The organism is Spirosoma sp., assembly GCF_048594605.1.
Taxonomy (GTDB): domain Bacteria; phylum Bacteroidota; class Bacteroidia; order Cytophagales; family Spirosomataceae; genus Spirosoma.
This window is the reverse complement of sequence record NZ_JBMDWV010000226.1, coordinates 1-16,251: the sequence shown is the minus strand read 5'-3', so window position 1 is coordinate 16,251 and position 16,251 is coordinate 1. Positions and strand designations below refer to the sequence as shown.

Below are 16,251 nucleotides of genomic sequence, written 5' to 3'. Positions count from 1 at the left end.
CATCAGCGGCTTACGGGCACGCGGTGGGTTTGAGGTCGTGGGTATGGAATGGAAAGACGGTAAGGTCACGAAAGTAGCCGTTAAGTCGAACCTGGGTGGTAACCTGCGTCTGCGTGTTCCTAATGCCGTTAAGACTAACGGTGGTATGTTGAAACCGGCATCAGGACCGAATGCGAACCCGTTTTATGCTGTGGAAGAAACGCCGGCAGCCATTAAATCGGCTCAGAGCAACGTAACGCCTTTATCACTGAAAGAAACGCTGGTCTACGATCTGCCAACACAGAAAGGGAAGGTGTACACGATGGTGATGGAGTAGGGGTATCAGGCTGGCAAAAACAATAAAATTTCAAGTACAAGGGATTCCATAATACGTATCTTCATGAAAAACCGCCTTTTCTCGGCTTTTTTGGCTACACTAAGTCTGGTCGTGAGCGTTGTGTCTTCGGCCCAAACCACGCTGGTCAACCCAATCCTGACGGGTTTTTATCCGGACCCCAGCATCGTGAAGGTTGGGCCGGATTATTACCTGGTTAACTCGACGTTTTCGTACTTCCCCGGTCTGCCGATCATGCACAGCAAAGACCTTAAAAACTGGAAGCAAATCGGCAACGTCATCGATCGGCCCGAACAGATGGATTTTATGGGCGAACGGCTGACCCGCGGTCTTTTCGCTCCGGGTATTAGTTATTCAAAAGGAATCTACTACGTTACCTGTACCGACATTGATCACGACGGCAACTTTGTCGTTACAGCTAAAAATCCCGCCGGGCCCTGGAGTAATCCTGTTAAAATTCCGCAGGTACGTGGCATCGACCCATCCATCTATTTTGACGAAAGTACCGACAAAGCCTACATCATTTACAACAGCGATGCCCCCGACCGAAAGCCTTTGTATTCAGGCCACCGGACCATCCGCATGTACGAATTTGACCCAGTGAAGCTGACTGTTATCGGTGAAGAAAAACAACTGGTTAACGGCGGGGTGGATTTATCGAAAAAACCAGTCTGGATTGAAGGACCACACATTCTGAAACGGAACGGCTGGTACTACCTCTATGCGGCTGAAGGTGGTACGTCGGTCAATCACTCCGAAGTGGTGCTACGTAGCAAGGATGTCTGGGGACCATACGTACCGTTCGAAGGTAATCCAATCCTGACCCAGCGGGAGTTGCCTGCCGATCGGAAGGATGCTATTACGTCGGCGGGACACGCGCAATTTGTGGAAGGCCCGGACGGAAAATGGTATTCGATTTTTCTGGCAGTACGTCCTTACGAAGGCGATTATTACAACACAGGCCGCGAAACCTTCATTGCACCTTTGACGTGGAAAGACGACTGGCCGATGATCGAGCATGGCGAGAAAGCTATTGCCTACCGTTATCCCGTCAATTACAAAGAAGTTAAGCAAAAGGGAGCGCTACCTCAGTCGGGAAATTTTGCCTACACCATTTCTTTTGATAAAGAGCTTGATCCGTCATTTTTATTCATGCGTACGCATGATAAAAGTTCGTATTCCCTGTCGAAGAAGCAGGGGCTGACGCTCAAGCTGAAGCCCGAAACCGTGATGGATTTTGGAAATCCGTCGTTCATTGGGAAGCGCCAGCAACACCTCTACAGCGCGGCTGAAACCGAACTGACGTTTACGCCAAAATCAGATAAAGAAAAAGCCGGGTTAGTGATTTTGCAGGATGAGGGCCATTTCTATTTTCTATGCAAATCACAGTCGGAGGGTAAGGATGTACTTCAACTCTACAAAGGAGTTCCCCGGTCGAAATCGATGGAACTACTAACGGAAACCCCGCTGGATTCGAAATCGGGAAAAGTCAGTTTGCGCATTACGTCGCAGGGTGATACGTATAGTTTTTACACATCAGCCGATGCGAAAAACTGGAGCCTGCTGAAAGATAAAGTGGACGGCAAATACCTGAGCACCAAAGTGTCGGGTGGGTTTATTGGTTGCGTGTACGGTCTGTATGCTACGTCGTCAGGAGAGCCGAGTACGAACACCGCTTCGTTCCAGTTTCTAAAGTACCAGGGTGAAGATCCGATGTATAAATGAAAATGAATGTACTACGTATTATAGCCCTTCTGTTGTTCGGCGTTTCAGCGAGGGCGCAGATGCAGCCGTTTGCTTTACAGGACGTGCGGCTAACAGGGGGCGCCTTTATGAACGCGCAGGATGTTGACCTGAAGTACATACTCGCACTCGACCCCGATAAACTCCTGGCTCCATACCTGATTGACGCAGGTTTGCCGCTGAAAGCGCAACGCTACGGCAACTGGGAAAGCTCGGGTTTAGATGGGCACATTGGTGGGCATTATCTGTCGGCCTTAGCCATGATGTATGCCTCGACGGGCAATACTGAACTGAAAAAGCGGCTCGACTACATGGTTACTGAATTAGCCCGTTGTCAGGCGAAAAACGGGAATGGCTACGTAGGTGGTATTCCGCAGGGAAAGCTATTCTGGGAACGCATTCACAAAGGCGATATTGACGGCAGTAGCTTCGGACTGAACAATACGTGGGTGCCGCTGTACAACATCCATAAGCTTTTTGCGGGTTTACGAGACGCCTACGAATATGCCGGAAACCAGCAGGCCAAGCTGGTGTTGGTTGGTCTGGGCGACTGGTTTATCGAGTTGATTAAACCCCTATCAGAGGAACAGATTCAGCAGGTGCTACGTACCGAACATGGTGGCATCAACGAAACCTTTGCCGATCTGTATATCCTGACCAAGAACAAGAGATACCTCGAAACCGCGCAGAAAATTTCGCATCGGTCGTTACTGAATTCGCTGCTGGAAAAACAGGATAAGCTGACGGGGCTTCACGCCAATACGCAGATTCCGAAAGTGATTGGGTTTGAAAAAATCGCTACGTTGACGGGTAACACTGACTGGTCTGATGCGGCTCAGTTTTTCTGGCATAACGTGTCTGGAACACGTAGCGTCGCATTTGGTGGGAACAGTGTGCGTGAGCATTTCAACCCCATAAACGATTTTAGCCAGATGGTGAAGTCGAATCAGGGTCCCGAAACCTGCAATTCCTACAACATGCTTCGGCTGAGCAAAGCCTTATTTCTGGATAAAGCCGATCCGACCTACCTGGATTTCTACGAGCGGGCACTCTACAACCACATTCTGTCGAGTCAGCATCCTCAAAAAGGCGGATTTGTATATTTCACACCCATCCGGCCCAATCACTATCGCGTGTACTCACAACCCCAGACCAGTATGTGGTGCTGCGTAGGATCGGGGCTGGAAAACCACACCAAATACGGCGAACTGATCTACAGCCATTCGGACAACGATCTGTTTGTCAATCTGTTGATTCCTTCCACGTTGCACTGGAAAGAAAAGGGTCTCAAGCTTACCCAAAACACTACGTTCCCGTACAAAAACGAATCGGGACTGGCTCTGCAACTGACAAAACCGCAGACCTTTGCCGTAAATATCCGATACCCGAAGTGGGCTGAAAAGCTGGAGATTCTCGTCAATGGCAAGGCGCAGAAAATTGACGGGAAGCCTTCGGAATACGTGTCTATCAACCGAAAATGGCAGAAGGCTGATGTGATTACTGTGCGATTCCAAACAGCTACGCATCTGGAGTATTTGCCTGATGGCTCTAACTGGGCTGCTTTTGTGCACGGGCCTATCGTGCTGGCCGCCAAAACCTCTACAGACGATCTGGTGGGGCTTTTCGCCGATGATAGCCGCATGGGCCATGAAACAAAAGGCAAGTTGTATCCAGTTACCAGTGCGTATGCGCTCGTTGGCAATGCAGACCAGTACATTTCCCGCATAAAGCCCGTTGGAAATCTAACGTTTAGCCTGGATTCGCTGACGCTGCAACCCTTTTACGAAATACACGACGCTCGGTATCAGATGTATTTCCAGACATTTTCGCAGACGTCTTTCGACGAACAGAAAGCCAAACTAAAACAACAGGAGGCTGAAGCTCTGGCCCTGGAAGCCAGAACAGTAGACAAGGTTAATTGTGGTGAACAGCAACCCGAAGTCGATCACGCGTTTAAAGGCGAAAAAACGCAGTCTGGCTACGACGATGAGCGTTTCTGGCGCAATACACGTTCATTTATTTCGTATCAGCTACAGAACCGGAATCGGGTGGGTAAATTTCTTGTCATCAGTGCTTTAGATAGCATAAAGGCTGGTGATGTTAGCTTTCTCCTTAATGACAAACCTGCTGAAATAATTGCCAGCGACGGCAAAATTATTCGACTAAAAGCGGTTGATGATGAGGTTATTACGCTGAAAATAATAGCGCAAAACGGTAAAAACACTCCTCGGTTTTCTCAAATTAGACTTTTAAACGACCACTAATTGATTTATCCAAGATAAGCGAAAAAGGAGAACTGTTTTGTAAATTTAAAAGTGTCAGATTAACACTATTGTTGATCGGTAGTAGGTCAAGCTGCCCTGGTGCAACTGATGGAAGAGTGATATAAACATTAAAAAGCCTAATATGACTACCCTCCATGAAAAAATTGATACTGATAGTTTCCCTTTTTAGTACCGTTTTTCTGACGGATCACGTCGCTCTGGCTCAATCCAGCTTTACCAGTAAAGTCATTGGGGTAGGGGTGGTCGTGGCGGATCTGGAACGCTCGCTGGACTTTTACGTGAATGGCATCGGTATGGTCAAAACAGGTAGTTTCAGGATCAATGATGATTTTGGCAAACGCTCGGGCCTGACGAACGGGGTGCCGGTGGAAGTCACTATCCTGAAACTCGAAAACAGCCCCGAAGCCACCGACTGGAAACTAATGAGCTTTGGCAAAAAAGCTCCGTATCCCAAGTCCAAATTTATTCAGGACGATACGGGTATGCAGTATATTACTATCAACGTCAAAGCCCTTCAGCCCATCATCGACCGACTGACCCGCATGAAGGTGCCATTTCTGGGAAATACGCCAACACCCCTAACTGATAAAACGCACTTTGTCTTCGTTCAGGACCCCGATGGTACGTTCATTGAGCTAATCGGACCGCTTCAATAAATCTGACCTATGAAAAACAGGATGTTTCGATACGGTCTGCTGGTTATTGGGTTGACGCTGGGACACGTAGCCACAGTGGCACAAACGGCTAAAAATCCGGTGATCTTTGCCGACGTTCCCGATATGGCTATGATTCGGGTGGGCGCTACGTATTACATGAGTAGTACGACCATGCATCTGAGTCCGGGGCTGCCGATTATGAAATCGAACGATCTGGTAAACTGGCAGTTGGTCGGGTATGCCTACGATACGCTGGCAAATGTCGATGCGCTGAACCTGACGAACGGAAAAAGTACCTACGGTCGGGGTTCATGGGCCAGTAGTTTACGTTACCACAACGGCACGTACTACGTTACTACGTTTGCCCAGACCACTGGTAAAACCTATACCTACACCACAAAAAATATCGAAAAAGGACCCTGGAAAGAAATTTCATTTAAACCCTCCTACCACGACCACACCCTGTTTTTTGATGACGATGGTCGGGTATATCTGATTTATGGGGCTGGTAAGCTGCGGCTGGTCGAACTAACGGCCGATGCCTCCGGCGTAAAACTGGGCACTGCGGAGCAGCTACTTATTGAAAACGCCAGTGCGCCGTCGGGAACGGGTGGTGGCTTACCCGCCGAAGGATCTCAACTCTTCAAGGTTAACGGAAAATATTACCTATTCAACATTACCTGGCCACGTGGGGGCATGCGCACCGTAGTGATTCATCGGGCCGATAAACTGACGGGCCCCTGGGAAGGAAAGGTCGCCCTGCAGGATTTGGGCGTAGCGCAGGGCGGACTCATCGATACGCCCGACGGCAAATGGTACGCGTATCTGTTCCGTGATTTCGGTGGCGTGGGACGTATTCCCTATCTGGTTCCGGTAAAATGGGAGGCAGGGTGGCCCATGTTGGGTGTCGATGGTAAAGTGCCCCAAACGCTTGACCTGCCTGCCAGTAAAGGATTGATACCCGGCCTTGTATCCTCCGACGAATTTACCCGTAAGAAAGGCGAACCGGCCTTGCCGCTGGTATGGCAGTGGAACCACAATCCCGACAACAGACTCTGGTCGATCAGTGACCGGAAAGGCTACCTGCGGCTGAAAACCGGACGAACCGATACGTCATTTGTAATGGCCCGGAATACACTGACGCAGCGTACAATTGGTCCGGAATGTACTGGGTCGACTGCTGTCGACGTAGCGAATCTGAAAGATGGTGATTTTGCGGGATTGAGCCTTTTGCAGAAGAATTATGGCTTGGTCGGTGTGAAGCGGGAGAATGGTCAAAACTTCATCGTCATGGTGAGTGCCGCTTCGGGCAAACCGGTTGAGACGCAACGCGTTTCGCTAACACAAAAAACGGTTTACCTGAAAGCAGAATGCAACTTCAACGACCGGGCCGACATCGCACATTTCTTTTACAGCCTGGATAAGAAATCCTGGACACCGATTGGCGAAGCGCTGAAGATGCCGTATACCATTCCGCATTTTATGGGCTATCGGTTTGGTTTGTTCAACTACGCTACCAAAGAACTGGGTGGCTACGCTGATTTTGATTACTTCCACATAAGCGATACGATACAGCATGAATAAGTTAACCTTACTACTTACTACGTTCTTGTTTTGCCTGGTCTTCTCTGCGAGGGCGCAGGACAAAAATTTCTACATTTTCCTCTGTCTTGGACAGTCGAACATGGAGGGAAACGCCAAAATTGAGCCGCAGGATACGGTTAACGTGACCAGCCGTTTTCAGGTGATGGAAGCAGTTGATTGCCCATCGCTCAATCGGACAAAAGGAAACTGGTACACCGCCGTTCCGCCTTTGTGCCGCTGTAAAACAGGTCTTACCCCGGCCGATTATTTTGGCCGGGAACTGGTGGCGAATCTCCCCGAAAAAGTACGGGTAGGCGTTATCAATGTGGCCATAGGCGGCTGTAAAATCGAGTTGTTCGACAAAGATCACTACGAATCGTACGTGACGACGGTACCGGGATGGATGAAAAATTTCATTAACCAATACGACGGTAATCCGTACGCCCGACTGGTTGAGATGGCGAAACTGGCGCAGAAAGATGGGGTCATCAAAGGCATTCTCCTGCATCAGGGTGAGTCGAATACGGGCGATACACTGTGGACGCAAAAAGTGAAAGTCGTGTACGACAACCTGATGAACGACCTGAATCTGAAACCTCGAAAAGTGCCATTGCTGGCCGGGGAAACGGTTAATGCCGATCAGGGAGGTATTTGCGCCAGCATGAATAAAATCATTGCTACGCTCCCCCAGACGATCAAAAATGCGCACGTGATTTCGTCGGCTGGCTGCACCGACTCAGCTGATAATCTGCACTTCAATGCTGCTGGTTATCGGGAACTGGGAAAACGCTACGCTATGCAAATGCTGTCGTTGCTGGGGCACGAACCCAGGGCGTCTGAATAAAGGCAAATCGCTAACAAACAACGCGTTGTCAATTAAATCTTTCCGGCTTTCACCATTGCTGTAAGGTCCAACAACTTAACCCGTAATTCCTAGACTTTCCTAACTATGTATCAACCTTTTACCGTCCGTTTGCTATTAGGTTGGGCACTATTGTGCCTAAGTAGGCTGACGCTGGCTCAGCCACCCCGTGGTCCATTGGTCGTGTCGCCCCAGGTGAACGCCGACAAATCCGTTACATTCCGCTACCTGGCTCCACAGGCCAAAGAGGTCAGGCTGAGTGCACAGTTTGAAAAAGCGCCCGTTGCCATGACTAAAGACGCTCAGGGAATCTGGAGCGTAACAACCAGCCCTATCAAACCTGATATTTACCCGTACAGCTTTCAGGTCGATGGTGTAACGGTCATGGACCCGGCCAACGTAGCGTTTTTTCCGAACGAGCGTTTTAAAGCCAGTCTGGTCGACATCCCCGGCGATACGCCCCTGATCCACGCCCTGAGAGACGTACCGCACGGCTCGGTCAACTACGAATATTACCCTTCCATTGAAGGAACTACCGGCTCGCTGGTCGTGTACACTCCACCGGGATACGATAAAAATGCGTCGCAGAAGTACCCGGTTTATTACCTCATCAGCGGCACGACCGACACCGAAGAAACCTTCTTCAAAGTGGGCAAAACTAACTGGATTCTGGACAACCTGATTGCCGAAGGAAAAGCGAAACCGATGATTGTTGTTATGCCGTACGGAAACATTGCTGCCCGCATCGCTGAGCAAAAGGGTGGTACTAAACCCGCCGATCCGACCGTTCGCGATGGCGACGATGCGGTTAAACGGGCCAATGATTTCGCAACCGATCTGGTACGTAACGTTATTCCCTACACAGAGAAGGCATACCGGGCCATACCCAACCGCGATAGCCGGGCTATCGGTGGATTTTCGCGCGGGGGCGGGCAAACCTTGCGAACGGCTTTTGGCAACATGGACAGGTTTGCGTGGGTGTGTGCCTACAGTTCGTATCTGTCGCCCCAGGAAATGGAGAAGAGCTTTCCGCAGATTGCCGGCAAGCCCAACGACACCAACAAACAGTTGAAATTACTCTGGGTGAGCGTGGGGAGCGACGATTTTCTGTACAAGGGCACTGTCGAATTTATGGATTACCTGAAGGCGAAGCAGGTGAACTACAAAAGCCTCATCACCGACGGTGGCCACACCTGGATGAATGTCAAGCACTACGTTGCCGAAACCACGCCTTTACTCTTCCGCTAACCGGTCTACCCATATGAAACGCATTCTCTATTTATTCCCAGCTCTGCTGTTTTTGTCGGTGACGGTTATCGCTCAGCAACGACCCCCATCCATCAGCTCGCCAGACGTGCACCCCGACCACAGCGTTACGTTCCGGTATTACTCGAAAAAAGCTAATAAGGTAATGGTGAGTGGTGAGTTTCTGAAAGCGCCCGTTGCCATGGCCAAAGATACGTCCGGCATCTGGAGCGTAACGGTTCCGCCCGTCAAGCCCGATATTTATCCATACAGCTTCACCGTCGATAGTGTCCAAATTGCCGATCCGAACAATGCGTACATCTTCGCCAACGAGCGCTTCAAACGTAGCATTGTCGACATACCGGGGAATCAGCCGCTGGTTCATTCGCTCCAGAACGTACCACACGGGAAGATCAGCTATCGGTACTACAAATCCGGCACGCTGGGCACTACGCGTCAATTGCTGGTGTACACGCCACCCGGCTTCGACCCCAACGGCAAAACCAAATACCCGGTGCTGTATCTGATTCATGGCGGATCAGACACTGAAGAAACCTGGACTAAAGTAGGTCGTGCCAACCTGATTGCTGATAATCTGATTGCACAGGGCAAAGCCAAACCCATGTTGATTGTGATGCCGTACGGTAATGTACGTCCCGCACCCATGCCGGACTTTACCAAAGACATGGTAAATGACATCGTTCCGTTCGTGGAGGCCAACTACCCGGTTCTGAAAGATAGCAAAAACCGGGCGGTGGCCGGGTTTTCGGTGGGCGGTGGGCAAACGCTGAACATCGGCCTGACCAACACCGATAAGTTTGCCTACATCTGTTCGTACGCGCCGTACACAGCCACCGAAGAATTCCAGAAAAACTTTGCCAACTGGTCGCCCGACGCGAACAAGATCAACAGTCAGTTGAAATTATTCACCATTAGCGTAGGCACCGAGGATTTTCTGTACGAGCCGGTGAAAAAAAACATCGCCATGTTCGAAGAGAAGAAAATTAAGACAAAAAGCTACATCGTTCCCGGTGGTCATACCTGGATGAACTGCAAGCAGTACCTGGCCACTACGTTACAGGAGATTTTTAAATGAGGATTGATCGCCAGGCAATACGACTTATCAGCGCCTTTTGTCATCCCTCCTGTCGTTGGGATGACAAACAAGACTCAGTAACTTTTATCATTATTCCTTAAACCAACAAATTCATGATTCGTAACTCGTTAGCTACTTTGTTTGCCGTGGCAGTAGCCAGTGCAGCCTGTTTTTCGCAGGCTAGCCAATCGGCAGTTGCTGAAGATTTTAAACCCTCCACGTTGAACCAGCCAGGGCAGGAGTATCCGCAGGTGAACTCTCAGGGATATGCCCGCTTCCGCATAAAAGCGCCCAGAGCCGATAGTGTTCGGGTGAGCTTAGGATTAGGAGGAAAAGGCGGGACCATCCTCACCAAAGGAGAAGACGGCTTCTGGACGGGCACCACGGCCGGACCGATGGATGAAGGGTTTCACTATTACAACGTAACGATTGATGGAGGCAAATTCAACGACCCTGGCGCATTGAATTATTATGGTTCTGTCCGGTGGGAGAGTGGAATCGAAATCCCGGCCCACGATCAGGATTTTTACGCGCTGAAGGAGGTGCCGCACGGCAATGTGCAGCAGATCCTGTTCCCTTCCAAAAGCACCAATACGTCCCGCCGGGCCTTTGTGTATACCCCGCCGGGCTACGAGAAAGAGAAATCAAAGAAATATCCGGTGCTCTATCTTCAACATGGCTGGGGCGAAGACGAAACGGCCTGGAGCAATCAGGGGCACGCGAACCTGATTATGGACAATATGATCGCTGAAGGGAAAGTCAAACCTTTCATTATTGTGATGACCTATGGCATGACCAACGAAGTGAAATTTGGCGGAATACGGAGCTTCAAAATTGAGCCTTTCCAAACGGTGCTCACGGAAGAACTGATTCCATACGTAGACGCCAATTTCCGTACAATGGCGAATCGAGACAATCGGGCGATGGCGGGGCTGTCGATGGGCGGTATGGAAACAAAAACAATTACGCTCAATAAGCCGGAGGTTTTCGGGTATTATGGTCTGCTCAGTGGCGGTGTTTATGCACCCGACGACCTTAAGGACAAGGCAAAACCGAAGCTTGTTTTTCTGAGCTGTGGCAGCAAGGAAAGGCCTGATGGCGTCAATAAGTCGGCTACAGACCTGAAAGCAGCCGGATACAATGCGGTTTCGTATGTGTCTGATAAAACAGGGCACGAGTTTCAGACCTGGCGTCGTAGCCTGCACGAGATGGCTCCACTGTTGTTTAAGTAAACAGGTTTTTAGGTCGATAGATAAATTCTATTGATCCTGTCAAAAAACGACAATCAACCTTTCACTTATATGAGAGACAGTTCATTGCTGAAGAATTTATGTGTAGCCCTGGCTATGTCAGTGGCGGGAATGGCTTACGCGCAGACCATTGAAAAAGAAGCGCCTAAAGGTTTCGATCAGGTCCGGACGGGGATTGCTGCGGGCAAACTGGATTCGGTTCAGTATGAATCGAAAACCGTGGGTACCACCCGAAAAGCGTTGATTTATACCCCACCGGGCTACAACAAAAAGACGAAATATCCGGTGCTGTATCTGCTCCACGGCATTGGTGGCGACGAGAAAGAATGGCTTCGGGGCGGCACACCGCAGGTCATTCTGGATAATCTGTACGCGGAAAAGAAGCTCCAGCCGATGATTGTAGTCATGCCAAACGGACGCGCCATGAAAGACGACCGGGCGGTTGGCAACGTTTTCGACAAAGACAAGGTCGAAGCGTTTGCTACGTTCGAGAAAGATTTGCTGAACGACCTGATCCCGTTCATTGAAAAGAAATATTCGGTCCTGAAAGATCGGGAGAATCGTGCCATTGCCGGGCTGTCGATGGGGGGTGGGCAATCGCTGAATTTTGGTCTGGGTAATCTCGACAAGTTTGCATGGGTTGGTGGATTCTCGTCAGCGCCCAACACAAAACCTCCTCAGGAACTGGTGCCGAATCCGGAAGAAGCCAGAAAGAAACTCAGGCTGCTCTGGATTTCATGCGGGGATAACGATGGGCTTATTACGTTCAGCAAACGCACCCACGACTATCTCTACCAAAATAACGTACCGCACATTTACTACGTTGAACCGGGCGTACACGATTTTAAGGTATGGAAAAATGGCTTGTATATGTTCTCGCAGTTTCTGTTCAAGCCGGTCGATACGTCCACGTTGACAAAGTACACGGTTTTAGGATCGCCAGCGTCTACGAATATCCGATCTGCCAAATATCCTCAGATTTTACCGGACAATCGTGTCGTATTTCGGGTTAAAGCGCCCGATGCGCAGAAAGTACAGATTGACCTCGGCAAGAAGTACGATATGGTGAAAGATACTGCCGGGTTCTGGAACGTAACGACCGATTCGATTAGTCGTGGTTTTCATTATTACTCGCTACTGGTTGACGGCCTGCCCGTAGCCGACCCAGCCAGCGAATCCTTCTACGGCATGGGGCGCATGGCTAGTGGCATTGAAATTCCGGACAAAGACGGTGCCTACTACGCGATGAAGGACGTACCACACGGCGACATCCGCATCGAACGGTATCTGTCGAAGGCGTCGAACACTTGGCGGGAAATGTACGTATATACCCCACCGGCATATGACAAGTCTGGCGAAAAATACCCGGTGTTGTATCTGCTGCATGGTGGGGGTGAAGATCAGCGAGGATGGGCCGCTCAGGGTAAAACCAACTGGATTCTTGACAATCTGATTGCCGAGGGAAAGGCTAAACCCATGGTGATTGTGATGCTCGATGGCAACGTGAGCAACGCAGGGCTGGCTGGATTCAACGAGAACGTACTGCGAGCCTTCGAGAATGAACTTAAACAAGGCGCTATTCCCTTTGTGGAAAGTAATTTTCGGGTAGAGACCGATGCAAAAAACCGGGCGTTGGCAGGACTGTCGATGGGCGGTTTGCAGACGTTGTACGCAGGTATAAAAAACAACAATCTGTTTTCGTCGCTCGGTGTCTTTAGTTCTGGCTGGTTTGCCAATAACCCCAAGTTGTCTGATCCGCAATACGAGTTCATGAAAACCAATGCCAGCACCATCAACAATAATCTGAAAAACCTATGGATCTCGATGGGAGGCAAAGAGGATATTGCTTATCAGAACTGCCAGATCATGATGAAAAAATTCGACGAGATGGGTATCAAATACAGTTACAGCGAATATGCCGGTGGACATACCTGGCCCGTCTGGCGACATGATCTGTTCGCGTTTTCACAATTACTTTTTAAATAAACGTTTTACTAAACCCCCGATTTTACCATGAAAACGTTACTTTTTTCTTTATTTCTGGCAATTGTCAGCCTTGCTGCATTAGCTCAGAACCCAATTGATGGCAATTGGAAAGGCAGCCGTGAAACACCAAACGGCACGTTTGAGGTAAACTATACTTTTAAGGTAGAAGGTAACAAATTGACAGGCACCTGGAAAACCCAATTTGGCGAATCGCCCATACAGGAAGGTACTGTCGATGGCAAGAAGATTTCGTACAGTATCTCCTTCAACGACCGTAAAATGAGCTACACCGGCGAGTTAATTTCTGACAAAGAATTAGTTGTTAAAAGTGAGCGTGGTGAGATGAAGCTTGCCAAGCAGTGAGTAAACGGCCCCATTTAACCGCGCAAAAAATAGCCGGTTAAGTGGGGCTTCTGTCGAATCAGTTTAAGGTTTGTTTTACCAGCGTTTTTGTCGGGATGATAAAAAATACGCCTGTTTAAATACTTCACTGTAAAGAATTAGCTCAACCTAAAAGCATTACGTTATGCTATCAAACAAATCCATGATGTCCCTTAGTACGGCGCTCTTGTTGCTGGCTAACGTCAATACGGAGCAGGGTATCGCTCTGGCCCAGACGATCCCTTCGCTGAAGGATAAATTTAAAAAAGACTTTCTGATCGGTACCGCGCTCAACAACACCCAGATTGAGGAACGGGACCCGCAGACCACGGCGTTTATCGTGCGTCAGTTCAGCGCGGCCACGCCCGAAAACATCATGAAAGCCGGGCTGATCCATCCGGGTTGGGACAAATACAACTTTGAGATGGCGGACAAACTGGTGGAATTTGGCCGGAAGCACAACATCAAAATCAACGGGCATACGCTGGTCTGGCACAGCCAATTACCCTTCTTTATCCGGGGAATTCATAGCCAGGATTCGATCCGTACGTTTTTCACCAATCATATCAAAACCGTCGCCGGGCGCTACGACGGAAAGGTGTTTTCCTGGGATGTCGTCAACGAAGCGCTCAACGAGGATGGTACGTTGCGGAAGTCGGTTTTTCTGCAATACCTCGGCGACGATTACATCACGGAAGCGTTTCGGCTGGCGCAGCGGGCTTCGCCCAAATCGGAGCTGTACTACAACGATTACAACAACGAACAGCCCGCCAAGCGCGCCGGTTGCATTGCTGTGATTAAGAAAATACAGGCGGCCAACGTACGGATTGACGGTGTTGGGATTCAGGGCCACTGGCACGCAGGTAGACTGCCCCTGAAAGATATTGAAGAAAGCATTCTTCAGTACGCGGCACTTGGGCTAAAAGTCATGTTCACCGAACTGGATATTGAAGTGCTACCCCGCAATTTTCAGGGTGCCGACGTAGGGCAGCGTATGGTCGCCAATGAGCAGTCAAATCCATATGCTTCGGGGCTGCCCGATAGCGTACAGCAGCAATTAGCTGTCGATTACGAAGCCTTGTTCAAGCTGTTTCTGAAACATAAGGATAAGATCAGCCGGGTTACGTTCTGGGGCGTCAACGATGGTGACAGCTGGCTGAACAACTGGCCAGTCCGGGGGCGAACGAGCTACCCGCTGCTGTTCGACCGCAACAATCAACCCAAACCCGCTTTCGAAAAAGTTATCGCGCTGACAAAGTGAGGTCGCAATCACTATGTTTACTAGCCTAGTAGACAAGCGTTTAGGCGATTACGCTGGATAGTATTTTTTAACCGTATATGAATCAAAATCGGATGCAACGCATTTACACAACTCTGGCTTTGGCCGCTCTGGCTGGCTGCTCACTGACCACACTCGCACAAACCAACGGGGGCAAAAACCCAAAGGATAAGCCGCTGGTATCGCACATCTACACCGCTGACCCCTCGGCCCGCGTTTTTAATGGTAAAATTTACATCTATCCCTCGCACGATATTGATGCGAAGAATGTGAAGGAGGATGACGAAGGCGGCCACTTTGCCATGCGCGACTACCACGTGCTATCGATGGATAAGATCGGGGGGCCGGTGAAAGACAACGGCGTCGCCCTCGATCTTAAGGATATACCCTGGGCGGGGCGTCAGCTGTGGGCGCCTGATGCTACGTATAAGAACGGCACGTATTACCTTTATTTTCCAGTCAAAGACAAGCAGGATGTGTTCCGCATCGGCGTAGCGACCAGCAAAAGCCCAACGGGACCATTTAAGCCTGAACCCGCGCCCATCAAAGGTAGCTACAGCATCGACCCCACCGTCTATCAGGATACCGACGGTAAAGCGTATCTGTATTTCGGTGGCATCTGGGGCGGTCAGTTGCAGCGATGGGACAAGAATCAATATAACCCGAAAGGCGCGTTGAAGCAGAAAGATCAGGTGGCTTACCTGCCCCGCGTTGCCCGACTAAGCGCCGACATGAAGTCTTTCGCCGAGCCTGTTCGAGAGGTAGAGTTGCTGGACAAGGCGGGCAAACCGTTTCTGGAAAAAGATAACGACAAACGGTTTTTTGAAGCGGCCTGGCTGCACAAATACAAAGGCAAATATTATTTCTCGTACTCCACCGGCGATACGCACAACCTCTGCTACGCTATCGGCGATAATCCGTATGGGCCGTTCACGTACCAGGGCATTCTGCTCAAACCTGTTCTCGGCTGGACGAATCACCATTCCATTGTGCAAGTAGGTGACAAGTGGTACCTGTTTTACCACGATGTGCAGCTATCCGGCAAAACGCACCTCCGCAACGTAAAAGTGACGGAACTGACGCACAATGCGGATGGGACGATCAAAACGATTGACGCATATAAATAATTGTTTGACAGGATTAACATGATTTTTTGCTTCGACAAATCACATTAATTCTGCAAAGTTGACGGACAAGTTTACAGCGTTGCTTCTTCAATTGAATACATTCTGTTAATCCGCCCGGCGGCCCGGCTGTTAATCCTGTCAAAAAGAAACTCAATCTCATGAAAAAGCTAATCCCGTATTCCCTTATAGCCTTGTCGGTCGCGTTCGTTGCGCCGGAGAAAGGGCTGAAAGATTATTACAAGAATTACTTTCCGATTGGCGTGGCCGTCAACCCGCGCATGATCCAGCCGGGACCGGACGCAGAGTTGATCAAAGCCCAATTCAACAGCATGACGCCCGAAAACGCCATGAAAATGGGGCCTATTCACCCGGAGGAGGACCGCTACAACTGGAAAGATGCCGATGCTATTGCCGAGTTTGCCC

Annotated in this window: 14 protein-coding genes; all 14 read left to right on the top strand. The window is 49.8% G+C overall.

Annotated elements, in window-relative coordinates; genetic code table 11:
- The coding region (locus ACOJS8_RS14525) for a glycoside hydrolase family 95-like protein (protein ID WP_420149265.1) at positions 1 to 316 on the top strand (316 nt) is incomplete at its 5' end.
- Between the two features lie 63 nt (positions 317 to 379).
- Positions 380 to 2,059 (top strand): glycoside hydrolase family 43 protein, encoded by a 1,680-nt coding sequence (locus ACOJS8_RS14520; RefSeq protein ID WP_420149264.1) that lies wholly within the window; start codon positions 380 to 382, stop codon positions 2,057 to 2,059.
- Positions 2,060 to 2,061: 2 nt separating this feature from the next.
- Positions 2,062 to 4,341, top strand: a complete 2,280-nt coding sequence (locus ACOJS8_RS14515) for a beta-L-arabinofuranosidase domain-containing protein (protein ID WP_420149263.1) — start codon at positions 2,062 to 2,064, stop codon at positions 4,339 to 4,341.
- Positions 4,342 to 4,496: 155 nt separating this feature from the next.
- Positions 4,497 to 5,018, top strand: coding sequence for a VOC family protein (locus ACOJS8_RS14510; RefSeq protein ID WP_420149262.1), 522 nt, complete (start codon positions 4,497 to 4,499; stop codon positions 5,016 to 5,018).
- Positions 5,019 to 5,027: 9 nt separating this feature from the next.
- A complete protein-coding gene (locus tag ACOJS8_RS14505; protein ID WP_420149261.1) occupies positions 5,028 to 6,602 on the top strand; it encodes a glycoside hydrolase 43 family protein in 1,575 nt (524 codons plus the stop codon).
- Positions 6,595 to 7,446, top strand: coding sequence for a sialate O-acetylesterase (locus ACOJS8_RS14500; protein WP_420149260.1), 852 nt, complete (start codon positions 6,595 to 6,597; stop codon positions 7,444 to 7,446). The genes ACOJS8_RS14505 and ACOJS8_RS14500 overlap by 8 nt, the downstream gene beginning before the upstream one ends.
- A gap of 105 nt (positions 7,447 to 7,551) precedes the next feature.
- The gene (locus ACOJS8_RS14495) at positions 7,552 to 8,712 is read left to right on the top strand and encodes an alpha/beta hydrolase-fold protein (protein ID WP_420149259.1); all 1,161 of its coding nucleotides are present in this window, start codon (positions 7,552 to 7,554) and stop codon (positions 8,710 to 8,712) included.
- A gap of 13 nt (positions 8,713 to 8,725) precedes the next feature.
- Positions 8,726 to 9,805, top strand: coding sequence for an alpha/beta hydrolase (locus tag ACOJS8_RS14490; protein ID WP_420149258.1), 1,080 nt, complete (start codon positions 8,726 to 8,728; stop codon positions 9,803 to 9,805).
- Between the two features lie 113 nt (positions 9,806 to 9,918).
- Positions 9,919 to 11,037 (top strand): alpha/beta hydrolase-fold protein, encoded by a 1,119-nt coding sequence (locus tag ACOJS8_RS14485; protein WP_420149257.1) that lies wholly within the window; start codon positions 9,919 to 9,921, stop codon positions 11,035 to 11,037.
- Positions 11,038 to 11,151: 114 nt separating this feature from the next.
- A complete protein-coding gene (locus ACOJS8_RS14480) occupies positions 11,152 to 13,041 on the top strand; it encodes an alpha/beta hydrolase-fold protein (protein ID WP_420149266.1) in 1,890 nt (629 codons plus the stop codon).
- A gap of 27 nt (positions 13,042 to 13,068) precedes the next feature.
- Positions 13,069 to 13,404 carry a hypothetical protein gene (locus ACOJS8_RS14475; RefSeq protein WP_420149256.1) on the top strand — a complete coding sequence of 112 codons (336 nt, stop codon included), beginning with the start codon at positions 13,069 to 13,071 and terminating at the stop codon, positions 13,402 to 13,404.
- A gap of 181 nt (positions 13,405 to 13,585) precedes the next feature.
- On the top strand, positions 13,586 to 14,683 hold the full coding sequence (locus tag ACOJS8_RS14470) for an endo-1,4-beta-xylanase (RefSeq protein ID WP_420149255.1): 1,098 nt from the start codon (positions 13,586 to 13,588) through the stop codon (positions 14,681 to 14,683).
- Positions 14,684 to 14,760: 77 nt separating this feature from the next.
- Positions 14,761 to 15,828, top strand: coding sequence for a glycoside hydrolase family 43 protein (locus ACOJS8_RS14465; protein ID WP_420149254.1), 1,068 nt, complete (start codon positions 14,761 to 14,763; stop codon positions 15,826 to 15,828).
- A 158-nt stretch (positions 15,829 to 15,986) separates the two neighbouring features.
- Positions 15,987 to 16,251, top strand: a 265-nt coding sequence (locus tag ACOJS8_RS14460; protein ID WP_420149253.1) for an endo-1,4-beta-xylanase, incomplete at its 3' end; no start/stop codon positions are given.

Excerpts from the sequence above, each read along its gene's own strand:
- ACOJS8_RS14470 (WP_420149255.1), top strand. The coding sequence starts at position 13,586 with ATGATGTCCCTTAGTACGGCGCTCTTGTTGCTGGCTAACGTCAATACG.
- ACOJS8_RS14490 (WP_420149258.1), top strand. The coding sequence starts at position 8,726 with ATGAAACGCATTCTCTATTTATTCCCAGCTCTGCTGTTTTTGTCGGTG.
- ACOJS8_RS14510 (WP_420149262.1), top strand. The coding sequence starts at position 4,497 with ATGAAAAAATTGATACTGATAGTTTCCCTTTTTAGTACCGTTTTTCTG.
- ACOJS8_RS14480 (WP_420149266.1), top strand. The coding sequence starts at position 11,152 with ATGTCAGTGGCGGGAATGGCTTACGCGCAGACCATTGAAAAAGAAGCG.
- ACOJS8_RS14505 (WP_420149261.1), top strand. The coding sequence starts at position 5,028 with ATGAAAAACAGGATGTTTCGATACGGTCTGCTGGTTATTGGGTTGACG.
- ACOJS8_RS14475 (WP_420149256.1), top strand. The coding sequence starts at position 13,069 with ATGAAAACGTTACTTTTTTCTTTATTTCTGGCAATTGTCAGCCTTGCT.
- ACOJS8_RS14500 (WP_420149260.1), top strand. The coding sequence starts at position 6,595 with ATGAATAAGTTAACCTTACTACTTACTACGTTCTTGTTTTGCCTGGTC.
- ACOJS8_RS14465 (WP_420149254.1), top strand. The coding sequence starts at position 14,761 with ATGAATCAAAATCGGATGCAACGCATTTACACAACTCTGGCTTTGGCC.
- ACOJS8_RS14485 (WP_420149257.1), top strand. The coding sequence starts at position 9,919 with ATGATTCGTAACTCGTTAGCTACTTTGTTTGCCGTGGCAGTAGCCAGT.
- ACOJS8_RS14520 (WP_420149264.1), top strand. The coding sequence starts at position 380 with ATGAAAAACCGCCTTTTCTCGGCTTTTTTGGCTACACTAAGTCTGGTC.
- ACOJS8_RS14495 (WP_420149259.1), top strand. The coding sequence starts at position 7,552 with ATGTATCAACCTTTTACCGTCCGTTTGCTATTAGGTTGGGCACTATTG.
- ACOJS8_RS14515 (WP_420149263.1), top strand. The coding sequence starts at position 2,062 with ATGAATGTACTACGTATTATAGCCCTTCTGTTGTTCGGCGTTTCAGCG.